Source organism: Caulobacter sp. GW821-FHT09H08 (genome assembly GCF_059415885.1).
In genome coordinates this window covers 66,765-87,774 of the sequence record NZ_JBWKOC010000006.1, presented here as the reverse complement: position 1 = coordinate 87,774, position 21,010 = coordinate 66,765, and the positions used below count along the sequence as shown (strand labels likewise).

At 66.8% G+C, this 21,010-nt stretch carries 23 protein-coding genes; 6 read left to right on the top strand and 17 right to left on the bottom strand.

The window, feature by feature from the left end; genetic code table 11:
• Nucleotides 1-25 precede the first annotated feature (25 nt).
• Nucleotides 26-922 (top strand): AraC family transcriptional regulator, encoded by an 897-nt coding sequence (locus AC07NN_RS20410; RefSeq protein WP_494645205.1) that lies wholly within the window; start codon nt 26-28, stop codon nt 920-922.
• Nucleotides 923-996: 74 nt separating this feature from the next.
• Here the strand turns inward: AC07NN_RS20410 and ftsZ are convergent, their stop codons facing one another.
• From ftsZ to murC, 9 genes are all read right to left on the bottom strand, one after another.
• Nucleotides 997-2,541, bottom strand: coding sequence for a cell division protein FtsZ (gene ftsZ / locus AC07NN_RS20405; RefSeq protein WP_494645203.1), 1,545 nt, complete (start codon nt 2,539-2,541; stop codon nt 997-999).
• 29 nt (nt 2,542-2,570) lie between these two features.
• The gene (locus tag AC07NN_RS20400) at nt 2,571-2,642 is read right to left on the bottom strand and encodes a hypothetical protein (RefSeq protein ID WP_492860526.1); all 72 of its coding nucleotides are present in this window, start codon (nt 2,640-2,642) and stop codon (nt 2,571-2,573) included.
• Between the two features lie 274 nt (nt 2,643-2,916).
• The gene (ftsA, locus tag AC07NN_RS20395) at nt 2,917-4,242 is read right to left on the bottom strand and encodes a cell division protein FtsA (RefSeq protein ID WP_494645201.1); all 1,326 of its coding nucleotides are present in this window, start codon (nt 4,240-4,242) and stop codon (nt 2,917-2,919) included.
• A gap of 30 nt (nt 4,243-4,272) precedes the next feature.
• Nucleotides 4,273-5,181: a cell division protein FtsQ gene (ftsQ, locus tag AC07NN_RS20390; protein ID WP_494645199.1), complete on the bottom strand. Its 909-nt coding sequence runs from the start codon at nt 5,179-5,181 to the stop codon at nt 4,273-4,275.
• Nucleotides 5,150-6,109 (bottom strand): D-alanine--D-alanine ligase, encoded by a 960-nt coding sequence (locus tag AC07NN_RS20385; RefSeq protein WP_494645198.1) that lies wholly within the window; start codon nt 6,107-6,109, stop codon nt 5,150-5,152. The genes ftsQ and AC07NN_RS20385 overlap by 32 nt, the downstream gene beginning before the upstream one ends.
• 222 nt (nt 6,110-6,331) lie before the next feature.
• Complete coding sequence (locus tag AC07NN_RS20380; RefSeq protein WP_494645196.1) at nt 6,332-7,801, bottom strand: M28 family peptidase; 1,470 nt, start codon at nt 7,799-7,801, stop codon at nt 6,332-6,334.
• A 213-nt stretch (nt 7,802-8,014) separates the two neighbouring features.
• Entirely contained in the window at nt 8,015-8,935 is a 921-nt protein-coding gene (murB, locus tag AC07NN_RS20375; RefSeq protein WP_494645194.1) for a UDP-N-acetylmuramate dehydrogenase, read from the bottom strand.
• 10 nt (nt 8,936-8,945) lie between these two features.
• On the bottom strand, nt 8,946-9,221 hold the full coding sequence (locus AC07NN_RS20370; protein ID WP_494645192.1) for a hypothetical protein: 276 nt from the start codon (nt 9,219-9,221) through the stop codon (nt 8,946-8,948).
• The gene (murC, locus tag AC07NN_RS20365; protein WP_494645190.1) at nt 9,218-10,639 is read right to left on the bottom strand and encodes a UDP-N-acetylmuramate--L-alanine ligase; all 1,422 of its coding nucleotides are present in this window, start codon (nt 10,637-10,639) and stop codon (nt 9,218-9,220) included. Before murC ends, AC07NN_RS20370 begins: the two co-directional genes overlap by 4 nt.
• On the opposite strand from murC, the gene AC07NN_RS20360 reads away from it, so the two are divergent.
• On the top strand, nt 10,638-11,159 hold the full coding sequence (locus AC07NN_RS20360; RefSeq protein ID WP_494645188.1) for a hypothetical protein: 522 nt from the start codon (nt 10,638-10,640) through the stop codon (nt 11,157-11,159). The genes murC and AC07NN_RS20360 overlap by 2 nt on opposite strands.
• 19 nt (nt 11,160-11,178) lie before the next feature.
• On the opposite strand, the gene AC07NN_RS20355 is transcribed toward AC07NN_RS20360, so the two are convergent.
• The 5 genes from AC07NN_RS20355 to AC07NN_RS20335 all read right to left on the bottom strand — a co-directional run bounded on the left by AC07NN_RS20355 (nt 11,179) and on the right by AC07NN_RS20335 (nt 14,934).
• Entirely contained in the window at nt 11,179-12,024 is an 846-nt protein-coding gene (locus AC07NN_RS20355; protein WP_494645186.1) for a putative phage abortive infection protein, read from the bottom strand.
• A 33-nt stretch (nt 12,025-12,057) separates the two neighbouring features.
• Complete coding sequence (gene murG, locus AC07NN_RS20350; protein ID WP_494645184.1) at nt 12,058-13,143, bottom strand: undecaprenyldiphospho-muramoylpentapeptide beta-N-acetylglucosaminyltransferase; 1,086 nt, start codon at nt 13,141-13,143, stop codon at nt 12,058-12,060.
• 1 nt (nt 13,144) lies between these two features.
• A complete protein-coding gene (gene ftsW, locus AC07NN_RS20345; protein ID WP_494645182.1) occupies nt 13,145-14,314 on the bottom strand; it encodes a putative lipid II flippase FtsW in 1,170 nt (389 codons plus the stop codon).
• Nucleotides 14,315-14,413: 99 nt separating this feature from the next.
• Nucleotides 14,414-14,614: a hypothetical protein gene (locus tag AC07NN_RS20340; protein ID WP_494645180.1), complete on the bottom strand. Its 201-nt coding sequence runs from the start codon at nt 14,612-14,614 to the stop codon at nt 14,414-14,416.
• 65 nt (nt 14,615-14,679) lie between these two features.
• Nucleotides 14,680-14,934 carry a hypothetical protein gene (locus AC07NN_RS20335; RefSeq protein ID WP_494645178.1) on the bottom strand — a complete coding sequence of 85 codons (255 nt, stop codon included), beginning with the start codon at nt 14,932-14,934 and terminating at the stop codon, nt 14,680-14,682.
• A gap of 14 nt (nt 14,935-14,948) precedes the next feature.
• Between AC07NN_RS20335 and AC07NN_RS20330 the strand changes: the two genes are divergently transcribed.
• The 3 genes from AC07NN_RS20330 (at nt 14,949) to AC07NN_RS20320 (ending at nt 15,739) form a co-directional block, all read left to right on the top strand.
• Nucleotides 14,949-15,158 carry a cold-shock protein gene (locus tag AC07NN_RS20330; protein ID WP_494645176.1) on the top strand — a complete coding sequence of 70 codons (210 nt, stop codon included), beginning with the start codon at nt 14,949-14,951 and terminating at the stop codon, nt 15,156-15,158.
• Between the two features lie 91 nt (nt 15,159-15,249).
• Complete coding sequence (locus AC07NN_RS20325) at nt 15,250-15,609, top strand: DUF6481 family protein (RefSeq protein ID WP_494645173.1); 360 nt, start codon at nt 15,250-15,252, stop codon at nt 15,607-15,609.
• A gap of 4 nt (nt 15,610-15,613) precedes the next feature.
• Entirely contained in the window at nt 15,614-15,739 is a 126-nt protein-coding gene (locus AC07NN_RS20320; RefSeq protein WP_494645169.1) for a hypothetical protein, read from the top strand.
• 12 nt (nt 15,740-15,751) lie between these two features.
• Here the strand turns inward: AC07NN_RS20320 and AC07NN_RS20315 are convergent, their stop codons facing one another.
• Nucleotides 15,752-16,198: a thioredoxin domain-containing protein gene (locus AC07NN_RS20315; protein WP_494645166.1), complete on the bottom strand. Its 447-nt coding sequence runs from the start codon at nt 16,196-16,198 to the stop codon at nt 15,752-15,754.
• 123 nt (nt 16,199-16,321) lie between these two features.
• Between AC07NN_RS20315 and AC07NN_RS20310 the strand changes: the two genes are divergently transcribed.
• The gene (locus tag AC07NN_RS20310; RefSeq protein ID WP_494645913.1) at nt 16,322-17,338 is read left to right on the top strand and encodes a sensor histidine kinase; all 1,017 of its coding nucleotides are present in this window, start codon (nt 16,322-16,324) and stop codon (nt 17,336-17,338) included.
• Nucleotides 17,339-17,350: 12 nt separating this feature from the next.
• Here AC07NN_RS20310 and AC07NN_RS20305 read toward each other — a convergent pair whose 3' ends face one another.
• Complete coding sequence (locus AC07NN_RS20305) at nt 17,351-19,390, bottom strand: hybrid sensor histidine kinase/response regulator (protein ID WP_494645163.1); 2,040 nt, start codon at nt 19,388-19,390, stop codon at nt 17,351-17,353.
• Nucleotides 19,383-20,894 (bottom strand): ATPase domain-containing protein, encoded by a 1,512-nt coding sequence (locus AC07NN_RS20300; protein ID WP_494645161.1) that lies wholly within the window; start codon nt 20,892-20,894, stop codon nt 19,383-19,385. The genes AC07NN_RS20305 and AC07NN_RS20300 overlap by 8 nt, the downstream gene beginning before the upstream one ends.
• Between the last annotated feature and the right edge of the window lie 116 nt (nt 20,895-21,010).

Here is a 21,010-nt window from a genome sequence, read left to right as displayed (position 1 = left end):
ATGACGCGAGGAGGACGACCAGCTCATGACGACAGCCGCCGATCACGCTGCTCCCCCGGTGTCCGTGCGGATGCTGCGGCCCGACCGCGCGCTCGATAGGCTGATCGACGCCTACTACATCGTCGAGACGCGCCAGGCCCTCGCCGACAACTACCTGGCCGGGCCGGGCAACATCCGCTTCACGCCGCGCGGGACCTGGCTGCTGACCCTGGACGGCAAGACCGGTCCCGCCGCCCAACGCGCGGCGTTGTTCGGCCCCACGGATCGCTCAGGCGTCTTTGAATCCACCGGCCCCGGCGTCCTGCTGGGCGCGGGCCTGACGCCCGTGGGCTGGGCGTGGCTGTTCGACATCGACGCCGCCGACATCGCCAACAAGGTCTGGGAACTGGGCGACGTCATCGGCCATGCCGAAGCCGAGACCATCGCCCTGGCGATCGACGAAGCGCCGGACGACACGGCCATCGGCGCGGCCCTCGATTCCTGGCTGACCGCGCGCATGCGGTCACGGCCGGCGCCCGACCCGCGCATCGCCGCGGCCCACAAGGCGCTGCTGGCCAGCCCGGAGGACGTCGCCGCCTTCGCCGAAGCCGCCGGGGTGTCGGAACGCACCCTGCACCGCATCTGCCTGCGCGCCTTCGGTTTCCCGCCCAAGGCGCTGCTGCGCCAGAAGCGCTTCCAGCGCACGCTGGAGCGGGTGCGCGGCGTGCTTGACCGCCCGCTGACCGGCCTGATCGACGACGACTATTTCGACCAGGCCCACTTCAACCGCGACTTCCGCCAGTACATGGGCATGTCGCCGACCGAGTATTTCAACTCGCCGCGCGAGATCATGCGCCGCTCGGCCGAGGTCCGGCGCGACCTGAACGGGCGAGGCCTGCAGGGGCTGCACCCGCCCGACCGGCAGCCGCCTGAAGCGGACTGACCGCGAAAAGCAAAACGCCCCGGAGTCTCCTCCGGGGCGCTTCGTCATTTCAGCTTCCCTTTCGGGTCCGTCTTTCAGTTGGCCAGTCGGCGCAGGAAGGACGGGATTTCGAGGTCTTCGCCGTCGTCGGTCTGCGGCGTCTCGAGCGGCTGCAGGGCCGGACGGGCGCTTTGGCTCGAGCGGGCCTGCGGCTGCGGCGCCGACGGCTGTTGCTCGTAACGCTGGCGGTTGCCACCGAACATCGAGAGCCAGCCACCCTGCTTCTGGGGACGACGCTCTTCGTAATAATTGTTCTCGGGGAACAGCGGCTCGTCCGAGGCTTCCTCGACCATCGGGTCGACGATGCGGGTCACCGTCCGAGCCGGAGCCGCGGTGATGCGCGGTTCTTCGGCGACGGTCGGCTCGTCGTAATACAACTCGGCTTCCGGTTCCGGCTGCGGCTGCGGCGCGGCGGCCATGACGATCTCCGGCTCGGGAGCCAGGGTCGGCTCCGGCGCGAAGGCCGACGAAGGACGCTCGGCCGGACGGGCCGCTTCGTAGCGGGCGGTCGGACGGGCCGGTTCCGGCTGCGGCGCGGGACGCGAGGTCTCCGCGATCAGCGGCTGGGTCGTGGTGTTGCGGGTGACGGGCTTGGGCTCGATCTGGGCGATCGAGGCGCCGTCCATGCCGGTGGCGACCACCGACACACGGATCACGCCTTCCAGCGACGGATCGAAGGCCGCACCGAAGATGATGTTGGCTTCCGGATCGACCTGGTCGGAGATCGCGTTGGCGGCCTCGTCGACTTCCAGCAGGGTCATGTCCATGCCGCCGGTCACGTTGACCAGCACGGCCTTGGCGCCCTTCAGCGAGACTTCGTCCAGCAGCGGGTTGGCGATGGCGTTCTGAGCGGCCATCAGGGCGCGGTCTTCGCCGGTGCCCTCGCCGGTGCCCATCATCGCCTTGCCCATCTCGGTCATGACCGTGCGGACGTCGGCGAAGTCGAGGTTGATCAGGCCCGGCAGAACCATCAGGTCGGTGATCGAACGAACGCCCGAGTGCAGGACCTGGTCGGCCATGCCGAACGCTTCGGCGAAGGTCGTGCGTTCGTTGGCGACACGGAACAGGTTCTGGTTCGGAATGACGATCAGGGTGTCGACGTAGCGCTGCAGTTCCTGGATGCCGCTATCGGCCAGGCGCATGCGGTGACGACCTTCGAAGTGGAAGGGCTTGGTCACGACGCCGACGGTCAGGATGCCGCGCTCACGGGCGCACTTGGCGATGATCGGGGCAGCGCCGGTGCCGGTGCCGCCGCCCATGCCGGCGGTGATGAAGACCATGTGGGCGCCGTCGAGGTGCTCACCGATCTCCGGGAACGACTCTTCGGCGGCGCTCATGCCCACTTCGGGGTGCGCGCCGGCGCCGAGGCCCTGCGTGATCTGCACGCCGAGCTGGATGCGTCGGTCCGTTTTCGCGAACTGGAGCTGTTGTGCGTCGGTGTTGGCCACCACGAACTCAACACCTTCGAGGCCAGCCTCGATCATGTTGTTCACGGCATTGCCGCCAGCGCCGCCAACACCGAAGACCACGATACGCGGCTTCAGCTCGGTCGTACGCGGCGCGGAAAGAGAAATAGCCATGGGACCCTCGCGTCCTAACGCCGAAATCGTCAAATAAAGACCTCGGCGACACCCAATCGCCGGGGATGCCTCGACGATCGTGTTAACAGAACAACCACCATCGTTAATCGGCAGTTAACTGCATAATCTGAGTCGTGGTCTGGTCGAGCGCGGCCATGGGATAAATTGTGATCTATCAACAGAATCTCCAAGCGAACCAAGGGTTCCGCAGGGGATCCACAGGCGCGTGCGACGGAACGACGCTGAGCGGGAATTCTGGCGAATATAGGCCGCTTAGAGCAGCAAAAGGCCCGGCCGAGAAGCTCGACCGGGCCTTTAAAGTTAAGCAGTAGAGTTAATCACGCTTGAAGATTGGAGCGTGGCTACAGACCCACTCTAGAGGTTGTCACGCAGCCAAGCGGCCGCCTTGGCCATCGGGCTGGCGTTCGGATCCAGCGGGCGTTTACGGGCGACGCCGCCAGCCAGAGCCTTCGAGGAAACGGCTTCGCGGGGCCCGAAGGCGGTGCGGTGCAGGGTGCCGGCGGCGGCGCAGAAGGCCGGCCCCGAGGCGGCGTCGGCCAGGTGCGGCACCCGGCGCGGACGGCCCAGGCGCACCGGACGGTCGAACACACGAACGGCGACTTCGCGGACGCCGGCCAGTTGGCTGGCGCCGCCGGTCAGGACGATGCCCGCGCCCGGCTCGACCGGCGCGCCCGAGGCCTTCAGGCGCTCGCGCAGCAGTTCCAGGGTCTCTTCGACGCGCGGCTGGATGATGCCCTTGAGCAGCGAGCGCGGCGCGATCACCGGACCGGCGCCCGGATCGTCGCCACGCGGCGGCGCCTCGATCATCTCGCGGTCTTCGTTCGCCGAAGCGATCGCCGAACCATGCAGGGTCTTGATGCGCTCGGCGCCGACCACCGAGGTCTGCAGGCCGCGCGCGATGTCTTGGGTCACGTGCCCGCCGCCGACGGCCAGGCTGTCGACGTGGCACAGGGCTCCGTTGTTGAACACGGCCACCGAGGTCGAGCCGCCGCCCATGTCGATGCAGACCGCGCCCAGGTCCATCTCGTCCTCTTCCAGGGCCGCCAGGGCCGAGGCGAAGGGCGCTGCGACCACGCCTTCGAAGGACAGGTGGGCGCGTTCGACGCAATGGGCGAGCGTGTGGAAGATGTTCTCGTTGACCGAGACCACGAGGAGTTCAAGACCCAGCGAGCGGCCGAACATGGCGCGCGGGTCGCGAATGCCGCGCTGGCCGTCGACCGACCAGGCGATGGGCAGCAGGTGGATCGGCTTGCGGCCGGGAATACGAACCTGGGCCAGGGCCGAAGCGATGGCGCGCGACAGATCGCCGTCGCCGATCGGGCGGGCGCCCAGCGAGACCTGGGTGTGGACGCGGTTGGAGGCCAGTTGACCACCGGCGGTGCAGACGCTGACGCCCTGGACGTTGACGCCGGCCACGGTCTCGGCGCGCTCGACGGCCTGGGCGATGGCTTGAGCGGCCTCGTCGAGGTTGACGATGGCGCCGCCACGCACGCCGCGCGACTGGACGTAGCCCACGCCCGACGTCGTCAGGGTGCGGTTGTCGCGGTGCACGCCGTCGGCCTTCATGATGAAGCACGTCACCTTCGACGCGCCCAGGTCGACGGCCGCGATGGCGGGCTGGCGCACGAGCGTGGCCTTCAGGCCCTCGCGCGCCTGCTTCCGTTCTTCCATTCGCGACATCGCTATTGCCACCTCAGCCCATCACGTCGTTTACGCCCCATCGGCCGCCGGTGCTCCGGGGAGCACGGCGTCGCGGGGTCGAACAGCAACCATTTCGGGGTCGCGCAGATCGATCCGCGCAAATCCCATGTCCAAGATTCGCTGCCGTTGGTCGAGCTGATCCAATTGAATCAGCGCGGATTCTTCGTCAATGGCCGGCAGCTGAATTAGCGAGCCGTCCTTCAGACGAAGATCCCAACGACGATCGTCGACGCGCACCAGCGCCTCGAGACGATCACGCAGGCGAGGACGCGAAGCCACGGCCGGCAGGATCAATCCCGCGGCCTGGTCGGCGCCCTGCCCCACCACCAGCGGAAGCGCGGGGAAGCGGGCCGGGTCGGCCTCGCTGATCACCTGGCCTTCGCCGTCGATTACCTTCATGCGGCCCTGGTTCTGCCAGACGGCCAGCGCCGGTCGCTCCTCCACCGCGATCAGCACGGTGTCGGGTAGCATGCGCACGACTTTCGCGTCCTTCACCCAGCCCACGCCCTGCACGCGGGTGCGGACGTCGTTCAGGTCCATCCCCAAGGTCGGCTGGTTCAGGTACAGGCCCGAGGCCTGCAGGATGTCGGCCTGGGCCGTCGCGGACGCGCCCCGAATGTGGACGGTCTTCAACTTGAAACCGGCGGACGCGAAGCTGTTGTCGACGCCATGGACCATCGTCGCGCCGATCCGCTCGGCGCGGTGTCCGGTCGCAAGCATCACCACAAGACCAAGACCCAAGGCCGCGCCCGCTACGCTCAAGGCCACCGTGGGCGACAAACCCACGCCCTTGGCGGCGTGCAACTTCGCGGCCGGCTGCGCCCCCCGGGGCGCCGGCTTGCCTTTGCTCGGACTTGCGGGCGCTTCGGCCCGGGGTCGCCTAGGCTTAGGCGGTCCCCCCCGCACTACAGCGGGCATAAGCGTCCTCCACGATCCACAAAACTAACTGGTCAAACGGGATCCCGACGTGATCGGCTTGCTCGGGAGCGAGCGAAGTCGGTGTCATGCCGGGCTGCGTGTTGACCTCTAGAAGGACCAGAAGGTCGTTAATGTCGTCATAACGGAGGTCCGAGCGGGTCACACCTCGGCAACCAAGAGCCGAGTGCGCCAACTCGGCCATCCGCATCGCGCGATCCCTTACGCCATCAGGGATTGGGGCCGGTAGGACGTGGATCGAACCACCCTCGGAGTACTTGGCTTCGTAGTCGTAAAAACCTGTGGATGCACGGATATCGGTCACCGCCAGGGCCCTGGGACCATTTGACTCACCCATGACGGCCACAGCCAATTCCAACCCCCGGATATAGGGTTCGACCATCACTTCCTCGCCGAAAGTCCAGGCCGGCGAGGCAAGTTCTTCCGGCGGACGGTTCGCCCCCTCGAACACCAGGAACACCCCGACCGACGAGCCCTCGGCATTGGGCTTAACGACATAAGGCGGCTGCAACACATGGTCGCGCGCGACATCGTGTCGGTTGTAGAGGCCGCCGCCCGGGACGACCACGCCGGCGGCCGCCAGCACGGCCTTGGCCTTGGCCTTGTCCATGGCCAGCGCCGAGGCCAGAACGCCCGAGTGGGTGTAGGGAAGCTTCAGGGTCTCCAGGATGCCTTGGACGCACCCGTCCTCGCCCCATTCGCCGTGCAAGGCGTTGAACACGACCTCCGGCTTGGCGGCGGTCAGCACCTGGGCGAGATCGCGCCCCGCGTCGATCCGGGTGACCTTGGCCCCCAGCCGCTCCAGCGCATCGGCGCACTCGCGGCCCGACACCAGGCTGACCTCGCGTTCCGACGAAGGGCCGCCGAGCAGGACGGCGATGTGGCGGCCAGACAAGGGCTGCTGGGTCATGGGAAGGCGACTCTTGGGAGGGGCTGGATGGTCAGCCAGTCCTAGTCAGCCTGAGCGCGCCTGCCAACAGGAAGACGCGGTGAGCGCCCCTCCGTCTCGTCGCATATTCGCGCCGATCCACCTCCCCCCCCCTCGCAGGGGAAGAGAAGATCCTCCTCACCCGTGACACGGGGGAGGTGGCGCGAGGCGAAGCCTCGTGACGGAAGGGGCGCTCGTAACCCCCTACTTCGCCGCCGGCGCCGCGGCCTTGAGCGCGCGGAAATCGACGTCGGTGTCGGCCACCAGGTAGATGAAGCTGGTCCAGGCGGCGACGTTCTGCGCCAGCTCGTTCGGACGGACCTTGTTCAGGGTGTCGTCCATGGTGTGGTGGTAGTCGAAGTAGCGACCGGCGTCCTGACGCATCTCGACCGACGGCACGCCGGCGGTTTCCAGACCCGTGATGTCGGCGCCGCCGTTGCGGGCGGCTTCACGCGCGACGTTGATCTTCAGCGGCAGCAGCACGTTGGCGACCGTGGTCGCGAACGGCGTGCCCTGGGCGCCGGCCGGCAGCTTCAGCGAGAAGATGTTGTCCGCACCCTCGTCGCTTTCGCCGGCCAGGACGATCTTCGGCACCTCGGCCTTGTGGGCCTCCAGATAGGCTTCCGACGAACCGCCGCTCTCTTCCGAGCCCCACATCACGACGCGGATGGTGCGCTTGGGACGCTTGGGCAGCTCGCCGATCAGCTTGGCGGCAGCCGTGGTGATGCCGATGCCCGTGGCGTCGTCCAGGGCGCCGGTGCCGACGTCCCAGCTGTCCAGGTGGCCGCCGATGACGATGATCTCGTCCGGCTTCTCCGAGCCCTTGATCTCGCCCGAGATGTTCCAGGCGACGTCGTTGGGATCGATGGTCGAGGCCAGCTTCAGCTTGATGCGCAGCGGGCCCTTCTTGGCCAGGCGCTCCAGCTGCTCGGCTTCCGGCACGCCCATGGCGGCGGCGGGGATGGTGACGACGTCAGGGCCGAAGCCCGTCACGCCGGTGTGCGGCACGGTCGAGTCTGAGGTCGAGATCGAGCGGATCAGCAGGGCCACGGCGCCGCGCTTGGCGGCCTCGACCGGACCCGAACGGCGCGAGATGCCGGCGATGCCGTAGCCCGAAGCGTCCTGGGTGCGGACCATCGGCTGGGTGATGACGGCGATCTTGCCCTTCAGCGCGCCTTCCGGCGCGGCGATCATGTCGGCATAGGTGCGGAACAGCGCGACGTCGGCCTCGATGCCTTCAGCCGGGGTCGGGATCGTGCGACCCAGACCGATGATGTCCAGCTTCATCGGATACGGGCCGACCAGCCAGGCGCTCTCCTCGCCGCGCGTCCACGACGGCTTGGCGAACTGCTCGACCTTCACGTCGGTGAAGCCCAGGGCCTTCAGCTTGGCCGCGCCCCAGTCCTTGGCGCGCTCCATGGCCGGCGAGCCGACCAGGCGCGGGCCGATATTGGTGGTGAGATCCTCGGTGATCTCCCAGGCCGTGCGGTCCAGCAGGGCCTTGTCGCGCAGGGCCGCGGCGGTGACGGCCGGATCGACGGGGGCCACGGGGGCTTGGGCGGCGGCCGGAGCAGCCTTGCTGCCCTTCGCCGGCTTGGCGGTCTGAGCGTGGGCGGCGCCCGAAATCAGGGCGAGCGCGGCGGTAGCGATCAGAAAACGACGATACATGAGCAAGGATTCTCCCCAATGGCGCGGGAGTCATAGCACCGGTTCGCGCCAGGGGGAGTCAGCAGCCGCGTTAACTGTCGGTAAGAAAGCCCGGCGCCTGTGTTTTCTCCTCCCCCACAGGGGGAGGTGGCCCAGAGGGCCGGAGGGGGCAGCTGGGCTTCGGCCGCACTAGCCCCCTCAGTCGCTGCGCGACAGCTCCCCCAGCGGGGGAGCAGAGAATCAAGATCGCCCGATCCGCTTGATTTCCCAGTCCAGCTGCACGCCGGTCTTGGCCAGCACGTCGGCGCGGACCGCCTCGCCCAGGCCTTCCAGGTCGGCGGCGGTCGCCTCGCCGGTGTTGATCAGGAAGTTGCTGTGCAGCGGCGAGAACATAGCCCCGCCGCCCTCTTTCCCGCTCGCGCTGAAAGCCTTCCCACGCCAGCCGGCCTCGTCGACCAGCTTCCAGGAGGAATGGCCCGGCGGGTTCTTGAAGGTCGAGCCGCCGGTCTTCTCGCGGATCGGCTGGGTGGTCTCGCGGCGGCTGGTGATCTCGGCCATGCGGGCCTTGATCGCTTCGGGCTCGTCGGCGGTTCCTTCGTAGATCGCGTCCAGCACGATCAGGTCCGCGCCCATCAGGTCACTGTGGCGGTAGGTGTAGCCGAACCCCTCGCCCGAGATCTCGGACACCTCGCCCTGGCGGTTCATCACGCGCGCCGACTTGATGACGTTGACCGTCTCGGAGCCGTAGCAACCCGCGTTCATGATCACCGCGCCACCGATCGTGCCGGGGATGCCGGCATAGAACTCGAGCCCCGCGATGCCGGCCTCGGCCGCCTTGCGGGCCAGGATGGCGTCCGGCACGGCCGAGCCGGCCTTGATGCGGTTGTCGCCCAGGGCCTCGACCGTGTTGAAGCCCCGACCCAGCCGGATGATCACGCCGTCGACGCCCGCGTCGCGAACCAGCAAGTTCGAGCCCACGCCGATGGCCAGGACCGGCACGGCCGGGTCCAGGGCCTTCAGGAAGTCCGACAGGTCCTGCTCGTCGGCCGGCAGGAACACCACGTCGGCCGGACCGCCGACGCGGAACCAGGTGAAGGGCGCCAGGGCCTCGTCGATCAGCAGCTTGCCGCGGACGGTCGGGAGTTGAGTCTTCCAGGTCATACGAGACGCTCTAGCGCGTCCTGGAGCGTTTCTCAAAGTGCTCGACCGTCCACCAGGCCAGGACCAGCAGGACGCCGCCCACGATCAGGGCGATATGGGCCCAGTGCTCGCCCGAGGTGACGTAGGTCACCGCGCCATGCTGCTTGAACGGGACGACGAACACGCCGGCCGGCGCCTTGGGCCGCTGGTTCGCCAGCCGCTCGGTGAACCACCAGCTTCCGGCCAGATACGCGATCACCGTGACGACGATCGCGGCCTTGGCCGCGAGCCAGCGGTCCGGCTTCATTTAGCCAGCGCTTCCAGCTGGCCTGGCAGGGCGTAGGACCAGCTGGTGATGTCGCCGGCGCCCAGCAGGACGACCAGGTCGCCGCTCTTGGCTTCCTGGGCGATCAGGGCCGGCAGGGCCGCCGGATTCTCCAGCGGCAGGGCGCGGCGGTGCCCGAACTTCTTGAGGCCCTCGACCAGGTGGTCGCGATCGACGCCCTCGATCGGCTGCTCGCCGGCCGTATAGACGTCGGCGACGACCACGGTGTCGGCGTCGTTGAAGCAGCTGCTGAACTCGGTCATCAGGTCGCGCAGGCGGGTGTAGCGGTGCGGCTGGACCACGGCGATGACCTTGCCGTTCGGCGTCACGGCGCGGGCGGCCTTCAGCACGGCGGCGATCTCGACCGGGTGGTGGCCGTAGTCGTCGACGACGCGGATGCCGTTGGCGACACCCGTGGTAGTGAAGCGGCGCTTGACCCCGCCGAAGTCGGCCAGGCCCTTGCGGATCGACTCGGCATCGACGCTGAGCTCGCGGGCCACGGCCACGGCGGCGGTGGCGTTCAGCACGTTGTGATGGCCGGCCATCGGCATCTTCAGGCCGTCGTAGCGGACCTGCTCGCCGTCGCGCGGCGAAACGACGATGTCGAAGGTCGCGCCTTCCGGGCCCATCTCGATGTTCGACACCCGGACCTCGGCCTGCGGGTTCGTCCCATAGGTGACCAGGCGACGGTTCTCGACGCGCGAGGTCAGGGCCTGGACTTCCGGGTGGTCGGTGCAGACCGCCGCGAAGCCGTAGAACGGGATGTTCTGGATGAAGTCCTGGAAGCCCTTCTTCACCGCGTCGAAGTCGCCCCAGTGGTCCAGGTGCTCGGCGTCGATGTTGGTGACGATGGCCACCGTGGACTTCAGCTTCAGGAACGAGCCGTCGCTCTCGTCGGCCTCGACGACGATCCAGTCGCCCTCGCCGACCTTGGCGTTGGTGCCGTAGGCGTTGATGATGCCGCCGTTGACCACGGTCGGATCCAGATCGCCCGCGTCCAGCAGGGCCGCGACCATCGAGGTCGTGGTGGTCTTGCCGTGCGTGCCGCCGACGGCGACCGAGAACTGCAGGCGCATCAGCTCGGCCAGCATCTCGGCGCGGCGGACCAGCGGCAGGCGGCGGTCGCGGCCGGCGACCATCTCGGGATTGTCGGCCTTCACGGCCGTGGAATAGACGATGGCCGACGCGCCCTCGACGTGGGCGGCCTCGTGGCCGATGAAGATCCGCGCGCCCAGCTTTTCCAGCCGCTCGGTATTGGCGCTGGCCTTGGCGTCGCTGCCTTGAACGGTGTAGCCGATACGGATCATGATCTCGGCGATGCCGGACATGCCAATGCCGCCGATGCCGATGAAGTGCACGGGGCCGAGTTCGAAGGGTACGGGGCGTCGACGCTGGATCATGAAAAGCCGATTAGACCAATTCCGCGCGCCGCGAAACGCCCTCTTGGCGGTCATGATGTGGACGACGCCCGCGCTTGCCCAGACCCCCTCCCCGGCTCCGCTTCCGGCCACGCTTGAACTGCGGCTGGCCGATGTCGGCCGGTTCGCGGTGTTCGTCGACATGGGAAGCGTCCAGTGGACCGGCCGTACAGCGAAGCTCCGCGTGCTGCAGGTCACCGAGGGCGGCTTCAAGGCTGGCACGGAAGAGTTCTGGGGCGGCTGGCGTCATGAGGTCATCGACTGCGAGGCGCGGACGATCGCTCACGCGGGGTTCGGCAGCATCCGGGCGGGTGGGCGCGAGGGGCCGGTCACGGGGGACTTACGGCCTGCTGCGCCTTTGCCGATGGGCAGCGCCGACGAGGCGGTGGCCAAGGTGGTCTGCGACGGCTGGCGACCGTTCGCCAAAGCTCCGTTGGCGTTTAGCGTCGAAGCGGCGGTGAAGATCGGCCGGCCGCTGATCGAGACGGGGGCGGAGCCTTAGCCTTCAGAGCTTCTGCCAACTATCCCGACAGATGACGAACGAAAGAGCCCCCTCGTTCTGCACCCCGCTCCCACTCGAAGCTAATCTCAGGAAAACGCGATTTGATGTTGAAATTCGCATCAAAGCCAAAGAATCGCTCAGGAACATTTGAAATCGGCTTGTATTTGTTGACCAAATTCAACCTCTCCCATTCTCCCCCAAGATGAGACATTATGTTGAGAGCGAGAATTGCTTGATCATAGTTTGACAATTTTGTTCTTATAATTTTTGACAAACTCAATTTCTGAGCGCGGTTCAATTTTGCAGAATCGACAAATACATACATCGAGAACATATTTCTCAGATATTGAGAAAGAATAGTTTGATGACCAATGAAAAGATTGTTGTATTTTCCAGCCCTATGCTTCAATCTCGATATAGAAGCGCTTAAATTTCTAATTTCATTGTCACCATATGCACTTAGTGAGTGCTCCGCACTAGTATTTGGCCCAAAAAAGGCAAATGTATAAGATACATCTATCCTATCCAGGATTGACCAAGCGTGATCATCCGGCACAATTTTCTTCGTAATTTTATATATCGCGCTGAACTCCCTCAACATTATCGAGGGGGTACCGGAGCGGCTCCAAAACCCCGCTTCGCCGAATCCAGCAATGGCATCGTGGGTTTTCAGCATCTCGGCTAGGATAGTTACCGTCTCTTGCAAGCGAGCGGCATTTCTAGTTTGATTCCAAGTTGCAAAGACGACAACTAACGTAATGAAGGATATTATAGTCCCCCATACACCGCCGATATAGTCTCCTATTTGACCAAAGCGCGCGAGCTGATCATTGGTAGGACATAAGTGGATAGCATCGATATTCACGCCTAGCCCCCTCAGCCTATACCAGAAGAAATCCTACCGCGCCGCCCGCTCCACTAGGTCGGCCAGCTCTTCCGCCGCGTTCGGCTTGGCCACGCTGCGTGCGCCGACGGCCATCTTTTCCAGCCGCTCGGGCTTGGACAGCAGGGCCTTCAAGGCGGCGGTCATGACATCCACCGTCAGCTCATCCTCGAGGCACACTGCCGCGCCGCCCGCCTCTTCCAGGAGCCTAGCGTTGAAGCGCTGGTGGTCGTCGGCGGCGATCTTCAGCGGGACCAGGATCGACGGACGGCCGGCCACCGCCAGCTCGGTGCAGGTCGAGGCGCCCGAGCGGCCGACCACCAGGTGCGACTGGCGCAGATAGCCGGCCATGTCGCGGAAGAACGGCGCGACCTCGCAGTCGACCATGGCGTTGCGGTAGATCTTGCGGGCGGCTTCCATGCTCTCGGCGCGGGCCTGCTGGAACACCTTCAGGCGGCCGCGCATGTCTTCCGGCAGCTTGGCGATGGCCTCGGGGATCAGTTCGGACAGCAGCCGCGCGCCCTGGCTGCCGCCGGTGACCAGCACCCGCAGCTGCACTTCCGGCGCCAGATAGGGCACCTCGTAGAGCTCGCGCACCGGCGGGCGCACCGGATTGCCCACGACATGGGCGCGGGCCTTCACCCGCGGATTGGCCATCTGCAGCGTCGGGAAGGCGCAGGCGACCTCGTCGACGCGCGGGGCCAGGAAGCGGTTCACGCGGCCCAGGACCGCGTTCTGCTCATGGATCACCGTCGGGCGCTTCTGGCTCAGCGCGCCCAGCAGGGCCGGGAGGGCGGGATAGCCGCCGAAGCCGACCACGACGGCCGGGTCCAGGCGCTTGAAGGCCGCGCGGGCCTCGATCACGCCCTGCAGCACCACGAAGCCGGCCTTGATCATGCCCAGCGGGTCGTTGGACTTGGCCGTGGCGGCAGACAGCGCCAGGCGCTCCTCGGCCGGGAACTTGTCGGCGTACATCGCGCCGCGATCGTCGGTGGCGAGAACCACGCGCCAGCCGCGCGCCGATAGCGCTTCGGCCAGGGCTTGGGCGGGAAACATATGGCCGCCGGTTCCCCCGGCGGCGACGACTGCCAGCTTGCTCATCTTACGCGTAGGAACCCGCGCCGAACTCGCCCGTCGCCCCGTAGGCGCCGGGGCGCTTGCGCACCAAGGCCAGGGCCATGCCCAGCGTCAAACCCATCGCGAGCATCGAGGAGCCCCCGTAACTGATGAACGGAAGCGTCATGCCCTTGGTCGGGATCATGTTCAAGTTCACGGCGATATTGATGATGGCCTGTTGCCCCACCAGCACGAACAGACCGGCCGCCGCCACCTGCTCGAACGAGTCGTTCAGCTTCATCGCCTTGTAGAGGCCGCGCACCACCACGAAGGCGAAGATGGCGATCAGGGCCCACGAGAAGACCAGGCCGTATTCCTCGGCCGCGACCGAATAGATGAAGTCGGTATGCAGGTCAGGCACGTGGCGCTTCATGACGCCCTCGCCCGGGCCGCGCCCGAAGAAGCCGCCGGCGCGGATGGCCTCGGCGGCGCGGGTCACCTGGTGGGTGTCGGCCTGGTCGGGGCTGAGGAACTTCTGCACGCGGGCGTGCACGTGGTCGAACAGGAAGTAGGTCGAGCCCAGTCCCGCCAGGGCCACCGCGCCCAGGCCCATGATCCACGAGATCGGCACCCCGGCCATCCAGAAGGCGGCCCCGAAGGCGACGGTGATCAGCACGGTCTGGCCGACGTCGGGCTGGATCAGCAGCAGGGCCACGGCGATGAAATAGAGCAGGAAGGCGATCGAGACGCCCGGCACGCCCTCGCCCTTCTGCCCCTCGGAGAACATCCAGGAAACCAGGATGATCAGGGCGGGTTTCATGAATTCGGAGGGCTGCAGGGTGAAGCCGCCGAACTGCAGCCAGCGCGTGGCGCCCTTGGCGTTGTGGCCGATGAACGGCAAGGCGATCATGATCGCGATCGCGCCGATATAGATGAAGAAGGCCGCGCGCCGGATCCCCTTGGGCGACAGCATCGACACGCCGAGCATCAGCACCGTCGACGCGCTGGCGAAGAAGCACATGCGCAGGGCGAAGTGGAACTGGTCGTCGATGCCGATCCGCTGGGCCGCGGCCGGGCTCGAGGCGAACGACAGCAGCATGCCCAGGGTCACCAGCAGGGCGGTCGCGCCCAGCAGCCAGCGATCCGTCGTCCACCACCAGATGCCGAGCGCGGTGCGGTCGGTACGGGCAAAGGCGTGTGTCGCGTTGGTGGCCATGGCCGGAGAGTCGGACCGCAGGGTTAATCAAAGCTTGCTGCGCCGTTCTACGCCGGTGGACATGCGTCGAAAAGCGCGGAAGCGAGCCCTGGCTACGGTCTAGCGCAACTCGAAATAGGCCACGTCGCCGCCTTCGGTGTGGGCGATGACGGCGATGTCCAGCGTCACGCCGTCATCCAGGGTCAGGCGACACGCCCCCGCCCGGAAGGCGTCCCGGAGCAGGGCCGGCGCGCCCGTAAGGCTGCCCTTGCCGGTCTTGCGCCCGCCAACCCCGTTGGCGACCAGGAGCGAGAAGTCCACGGCCTCCTCCGAACGCGCGATCCTCAAGGTCCCGCTGCCCGTCCGCGGGGCCTTCTGAAGCTTGGCTACAGGCATCGAATAAACAGCTTGAAAATAGAAATCATACCCAATGAATACAGGACAAAACGACGCGCTGCTGAATAATAATTCGGAAAATCCTTGCCATTTTCCATCAACGCGCGCATGGTATATTTCATCGAATATCGAACCGGTTCGGCCGCTCTCCACGCTTGCTCTTCGGATCGAGCTCCCGAGCCACCCCAAATCCTCTCCGAAATTTTGATCACGCGGCTCGCTTCGGGCCGCGCGTCTTCCATCATGTAAGGAATACCCCATGGCTACCGGCACCGTGAAGTGGTTCAACTCCACCAAGGGCTTCGGCTTCATCCAGCCCAGCGACGGCAGCGCCGACGTGTTCGTGCACATCTCGGCCGTCGAACGCTCGGGCCTCGGCTCGCTCGACGAAGGCCAGAAGGTCAACTTCGAACTCGAGCGCGACCAGCGCAGCGGCAAAATGTCCGCTGGCCAGCTGACCGCCGCCTAAGGCTTGAGACGATGGCGGACGTCCGGATCGACCGGGCGTTCGCCGCTCTTCCCGCCGGCTCGCGCTCCCGCGACCGGATACGAAAGCGATCATGAACCCATCTCAAGACATCGGCCATTCGCAGCGCCAGAAGACGGCCGCCGACGCCAAGGCCGCCCTGCTGGCCAAGTTCAAGCCGAAGGCCGCGAGCATTGACCCGCTGTTCGCCCAGCGCGCCACGATGCGCGCCCAGGCGCTGACCGAGGTCCGCACCGCGCGCACCGCCGCCAAGGCCGCCATCAAGCAGGCCGCCGCCGACGCTGAGACCGCGAAGATCGAGGCCCAGTCCGCTCTGGACGCCGAGGCCCTGACCGCCAAGCGCGGCGAACGCAAGGAGCGCAAGGCGCTCTCCGCGGCCGACGCCAAGGCCAAGCGCGACGCCCGCTACGCGGCGCGCAAGGCGCGGGCCTAGACCCTTGGCCCGCAAACCCAACTACGATTTCGAGCGCAAGGAGCGCGAGCGCCAGAAGGCGGCCAAGGCCGCCGAGAAAGCCGCCGCCAAGCGCCCCACGCCCGACGACTCCACGCCGAACGAGGCCTAGCCCAGCGGCTCCCTAGTCGAGCGACTGGCGCGTCCACCCGACGATCTGCGCCGTGCTCATCGCCCCGGCCTGACTAGCGATCGGCGCGCCGTCCTTGAACAGGATCAGGGTCGGGATGCTGCTGACGCTCAAGGCGCCGGCGGCGGCCTGCTCGGCTTCGGAATCGAGCTTCAGCAGGCGGACGGCGGGCTCCAGTTGCCGCGCGGCCGCCTCGAAGTTCGGAGCCATGGTCCGGCATGGACCGCACCACGGCGCCCAGACGTCCAGCAGCAGGGCCACGCCCTTGGTCAGGCGACGATGCCGCGCGAGATCCGCGCCCGTCACCGCCGTCGGCGCGCCGGTGAACAGCGTCGCCTTGCACTGCCCGCACTTGGCCGAGAGCGGATCGCGGTCCCGCGGCAGGCGATTGCCCGCCCCGCAGGCGACACAGACCAGCTGAGACGGGACGAGCAGGGACATGGTTTCGATCTCCTTCGCGGTTCGAACACACGCAGCCCGACTGCCGTTCCTCGCATTGCCGCACGGTCGCGCTTGTATTCGGCTCGCGGCCCGGTGAACATGCGGCGTGGGCAGGGGCGTATGGTGGCGGACGAAGGCTCTGACAAGGCTGTTCTGGAAGGCGCGGGCGCCTATTTCCTCAGCGTGGTCGAGGCCAGCCAGGACTGTATCCGCGTCATCAGCGCCGAGGGCTTCCTCGAGTACATGAACACCCAGGGCAAGACCCTGCTCGAGATCGACGATTTCGACGGCCGCAACCGGCAGCGCTATTGGCCCGACATGTGGCCGCCCGAAAGCCGCGACATGGTCGAGCAGGCCCTGCGCGCCGCCCTGGCCGGCAACGCCGTGGCCTTCCGCGCCTCGTGCCCGACGGCCAAGGGATCGCTGCGCTGGTGGGACACCACCGTCTCGCCGATCCAGGAGAACGGTCGCGTCATCCGCGTGCTGGCCACCTCGCGCGACGTGACCGGAGAACGCCTGGCCGAAAGCCATCGCCAGCTGCTGGTCAACGAGCTGAACCACCGGGTCAAGAACACCCTGGCCACTGTCCAGTCGATCGCCAAGCAGTCGCTGCGCAACGCCGGCGTCGAGCCTTCGGTCCGCGACGCTCTCGAAGGCCGACTGATGGCCATCGCCGCCACCCACAACGTGCTGACCGACCAGAACTGGTCGGCGGCCAGCCTGCGCCAGATCGTCGACGGCTCGGTCGCGCCCTACAGTTCCAGCCCCCGGCAGCTGAGCATCATGGGCCCCGACCTGAAGGTCTCGCCCAAGCCCGCCGTCGTCATGGCGCTGGCCTTCCACGAGCTGGCGATCAACGCGCTGAAGTACGGCGCGCTGTCGGCGCCGGAGGGCCATATCGACGTCCGCTGGAGCATCGATCCCGACGACCAGTTGCTCATCGAATGGGCCGAACGCGGCGGCCCCTCCGTGCGCCCACCCGAGCGCCGCGGCTTCGGCTCCCGCATCGTCGAAACGGCCCTGCCCAGCGAGCTGGGCGGCGCGGTGGCGATGGACTACCGGTCAGACGGGCTGAGGTGCTCGATCCGCTCGCCGCTGGCGGCGCTGGACAAGGTGGATGCGTTCATGGCGCTGGGGTGAGGCGCCGCGCGCCTAGCCGACGACCGCTGCCCGCTCGCCCAAAGCCTTCCGAACGGCGACCGCGAGGTCGCTGACTTTGAAGGGCTTACGAAGCACCGCTTCGGAATTGACCAATTCTCGGATCGCGCCAGCGTCGGCATAGCCCGTGATCAGCAGCATCCCGAGAGCCGGAATGACCTGCCGCGCCCGCTTAGCGACCTGGGCGCCGTCCATGCCCGGCATGGCGAAGTCGACGACCATGAGGTCGGGCCTGTCCTCGACCAGACGCGCAAGCCCTTCTTGCCCGCCCGACGCCTCGGTGACGCGGTAGCCCAGCGAACGCAGACACTGGACCAGGAACCTGCGAACGCTGGCGTCGTCGTCGATCACCAGGACGCGCTCGCCCTCGCTGAGCGGAGTCTCGTTCGGCGGTATGTCGCTGGGTCGGATGCGATCGCCGGCGTCGGTAATCGGCAGCCAGATCTCGATCGTCGTACCGACGCCGACGGTGCTGTCGATCCGCACCGTGCCGCCCGACTGGGTGGCGATGCCATAGACCTGACTGAGGCCCAGCCCCGTCCCCTTCCCCACGCTCTTGGTCGTGAAGAAGGGATCAAACACCTTCTGCAACAGCGCCTCTGGAATGCCGTGGCCGGTGTCACTAACCGCGATCACGACATGGTCGCTAGGCTGAAGCCCCTCATGCCATTCGTCGGAGATCCGGCTGGAGATGGTCACCGTGCCGCCATCGCCCATGGCGTCGCGGGCGTTGATCGCCAGGTTGAGCACCGCCAGTTCGAGCTGGTTCGCGTCAGCCTTGGCGCGCGCCACGCCGGCGTCGAGCGCGGTTCGGACCTCGACCGTGTGACCCAAGGTGCGGGTCAGCAGATCGTCCATACCGGCGATCAGCGCGTCAACCTCAACGGGTTGCAGGTCCAATTGCTGGCTGCGCGAGAAGGCCAGCAACTGCGCAGTCAGCTTGGTCGCGCGCTCGACTCCTTCGCGGGCGTTGGCGGCCATGCGCTTGACCCGCTCGTCGTCGCTGCGGCGCTCGATCATGTCGATATTGCCGACGATGGCGGTCAGCAGGTTGTTGAAGTCGTGGGCGATGCCACCGGTCAGCTGGCCGATGGCGTCCATCTTCTGGGCCTGGACCAGGGCAGCCTGGGCCTGCTCGCGCTCGCTGATCTCGGCCAGCAGGCGTTCGTTGGCGCGCTGAAGCTCCCGGACACTGTCCGCGATGCGCTGCTCCAGTGTCTCATTGAGCAGGCGCAACTCCGCCTCGGCGGTCTTGCGTCCGGTGATGTCGAGGCTGATCCCCGACATCCGCCGCGGCTGGCCGGGCTGAATCCGGTTGAGCCGGCCACGCACCTGCACCCAGTGCAGCGAGCCGTCCGGCCAGAAGATCCGGTACTCGACGTCGTAGTCCTCGGCGCGGGCGATCGAGGCGTCCAGCGCGGTCGTGCGCAAGGTCACATCCTCAGGATGGACGGCGGCCTCGATGCCGGCCAGCGTCAGAGGCTGATCGGGGTGGCGACCGAAGTGTGTACGTGTCGCCGTCGAGGTGGTCAGGGCCCCACTGTCGAGATCCAGGTCCCAGGCGCCGAGCTTGCCGGCCTCCAGGGCGAAGCGCAGCTGCTCTTCCGCCTTGGTCTGGGCGAGCAGGTGGTCGCGGGCCAGGTACTGGCGATGACGTGCGCGGATCGCCGAGTGCGCCGCGCTGATCAGCGTCTCGGCGTTGATCGGCCGCTCCAGCAGCACGATGTTGCCGATCGCCTGCAGGCGTTCGGCGTCGGCCTGGGTCCGCTTGCCGGGCTGCTTGGTGACCAACACGATGAAGGGGAAGTCCGACCAGGTCGGCTGATGGGCCAGCCAATCGGTCAGAGCGTCGGTCGCGCCTTGGGCCAGAGCCTCTTCCGTCAGAATCGCCGCGCCGGCCTCGTCACCCAGCGCCTGGGTCAATGCGCCGAGGTCCCCGCAGATCTGCGAGGCGTGGCCGACATGGCCCAGGGTTTCGGCGATGACCGCCGCGTCGCGCCCTCGCGGCGCCAGGATGAGGATCGGCTTAGGCATCCGCCGGCCGATTGTTCTCCTCGCCCAGCATGTCGATCTTGCCCTGGTAGGACGGCAAGCCGGACATCACGCCCTGGAAGTCGGTCAACGCCTGGCCCACCTCGATACCGTGCTCGGTCAGGCGGATCTCGCGAATGGTCTTCTCGTGCGCCGCCGTGCGGCTCTTGACCGCCGAGATCGCCGTCAGCACCGAGCCGGCGGCCTCGAAGAAGCGGAACAGCAGGATGCCGTCGCTGAGATAGCTGAGGTCGATGTCGCTGCGGACCTCGCCGATAAAGCCGTGCTGCCCCAGGATCAGCAGGGTCACGACACCCTGCTGGTTCAGATAGGTCAGCAGTTCGTGCATCTGCAGCAGGAGGAATTTCTGGCCGGGCATGGCCTGGAGGTAAGCGTTGAGGCTGTCGATCACGACCGTCCGCGCGCCCAAGCGCTCTACCGCGTCGCGGACGTGAAACGCGAACTCGCCTGGCGACAGCTCGGCAGGGTCGATGGCTCGGACGAACAGCCGGTCGCTGTCGATATGGGGCGTCAGGTCCATGCCGAGCGCTTTCGAGCGCGTCAGCAAGGTCGTGAGGCCTTCGTCGAACAGATAGTAGGCGACCGTCTCGCCACGCTCGAGGGCGGTCAAGGCGCAACGCACCGAGGTGGTGGTCTTGCCCACGCCCGAGGGGCCGCTGATCAGGGTGTTGGTGCCGCGGGTCAACCCGCCGCCCATCAATGCGTCGATGCCCGGCGCGCCGGTGGACACCATCTCCTGGGCAAAGGTCGCCGGATGATGGGCCGCCACCAAACGCTCGAAGACCTGTATGCCGCCGGTGTCGAGCGAGAAGTCGTGGAAGCCGCCACGGAACTTGATGCCCCGCATCTTGACCACCTCCAGTTGACGGCGCTGCGCGCCATACTCCTGGGTCATCCGCCGAAGGCTGATCACGCCGTGGGCGATGCTATGCAGCTGCAAGTCGCCGTCTTCGGCCGTCTGGTCATCGAGCAGCAGGACCGTGCATTTGCGGGTCGCGAAGAAATGCTTCAGCGCCAGGATCTGGCGACGGTGACGCAGCGGGTTCTGGGCCAGCAGCCGCATCTCCGACAGGCTGTCGAACACGACGCGAAGCGGCTTTGTTTCCTCGACCTGCCGCATCACCCCGCGCGTGGTCTCGCCCAGTTCGACGTCCGATGGATGCAGCACCGACTGCTCGCTATCCGGATCCAGGCCTTCCTCGCTGACCAGTTCGAACAGGTCGATGCCGTCCAGCGACCAACCGTGGCTAGCGGCGGCGGCCTTCAGCTCTGGTTCGGTTTCCGACAGGGTGATGTAGAGTCCGGTTTCACCCAGTTCGCGCCCCTTGAGCAGGAACTGCAGCGCCAGCGTGGTCTTGCCCGAACCGGGCGTGCCCTCGACCAGATAGATGCGATCGCGCGTCAGGCCGCCGCCCAGGATGTCATCGAGGCCGGGCACGCCCGTGCTGACGCGGGCGCCTTGGCTCTCGACTTTCACTTCAGACATGCTCGCTCCGCCGACGACGCGCCGGCCCCCTTGGTGGCGCACAGCGGTTTGAACGCCGAAGCTCAAGCTAGGTTCAGCGGACGCGTGCCCAATACGAGAATGATGGCGGCGGATAT

Bases quoted from the DNA above. Each gene is read 5' to 3' on its own strand.
- AC07NN_RS20410 (WP_494645205.1), top strand. From the start codon at position 26: ATGACGACAGCCGCCGATCACGCTGCTCCCCCGGTGTCCGTGCGGATG.
- ftsZ (WP_494645203.1), bottom strand. From the start codon at position 2,541: ATGGCTATTTCTCTTTCCGCGCCGCGTACGACCGAGCTGAAGCCGCGT.
- ftsA (WP_494645201.1), bottom strand. From the start codon at position 4,242: ATGTCGCGAATGGAAGAACGGAAGCAGGCGCGCGAGGGCCTGAAGGCC.
- ftsQ (WP_494645199.1), bottom strand. From the start codon at position 5,181: ATGCCCGCTGTAGTGCGGGGGGGACCGCCTAAGCCTAGGCGACCCCGG.
- AC07NN_RS20385 (WP_494645198.1), bottom strand. From the start codon at position 6,109: ATGACCCAGCAGCCCTTGTCTGGCCGCCACATCGCCGTCCTGCTCGGC.
- murB (WP_494645194.1), bottom strand. From the start codon at position 8,935: ATGACCTGGAAGACTCAACTCCCGACCGTCCGCGGCAAGCTGCTGATC.
- AC07NN_RS20370 (WP_494645192.1), bottom strand. From the start codon at position 9,221: ATGAAGCCGGACCGCTGGCTCGCGGCCAAGGCCGCGATCGTCGTCACG.
- AC07NN_RS20360 (WP_494645188.1), top strand. From the start codon at position 10,638: ATGAAAAGCCGATTAGACCAATTCCGCGCGCCGCGAAACGCCCTCTTG.
- murC (WP_494645190.1), bottom strand. From the start codon at position 10,639: ATGATCCAGCGTCGACGCCCCGTACCCTTCGAACTCGGCCCCGTGCAC.
- murG (WP_494645184.1), bottom strand. From the start codon at position 13,143: ATGAGCAAGCTGGCAGTCGTCGCCGCCGGGGGAACCGGCGGCCATATG.
- ftsW (WP_494645182.1), bottom strand. From the start codon at position 14,314: ATGGCCACCAACGCGACACACGCCTTTGCCCGTACCGACCGCACCGCG.
- AC07NN_RS20335 (WP_494645178.1), bottom strand. From the start codon at position 14,934: ATGATGGAAGACGCGCGGCCCGAAGCGAGCCGCGTGATCAAAATTTCG.
- AC07NN_RS20330 (WP_494645176.1), top strand. From the start codon at position 14,949: ATGGCTACCGGCACCGTGAAGTGGTTCAACTCCACCAAGGGCTTCGGC.
- AC07NN_RS20325 (WP_494645173.1), top strand. From the start codon at position 15,250: ATGAACCCATCTCAAGACATCGGCCATTCGCAGCGCCAGAAGACGGCC.
- AC07NN_RS20315 (WP_494645166.1), bottom strand. From the start codon at position 16,198: ATGTCCCTGCTCGTCCCGTCTCAGCTGGTCTGTGTCGCCTGCGGGGCG.
- AC07NN_RS20305 (WP_494645163.1), bottom strand. From the start codon at position 19,390: ATGCCTAAGCCGATCCTCATCCTGGCGCCGCGAGGGCGCGACGCGGCG.
- AC07NN_RS20300 (WP_494645161.1), bottom strand. From the start codon at position 20,894: ATGTCTGAAGTGAAAGTCGAGAGCCAAGGCGCCCGCGTCAGCACGGGC.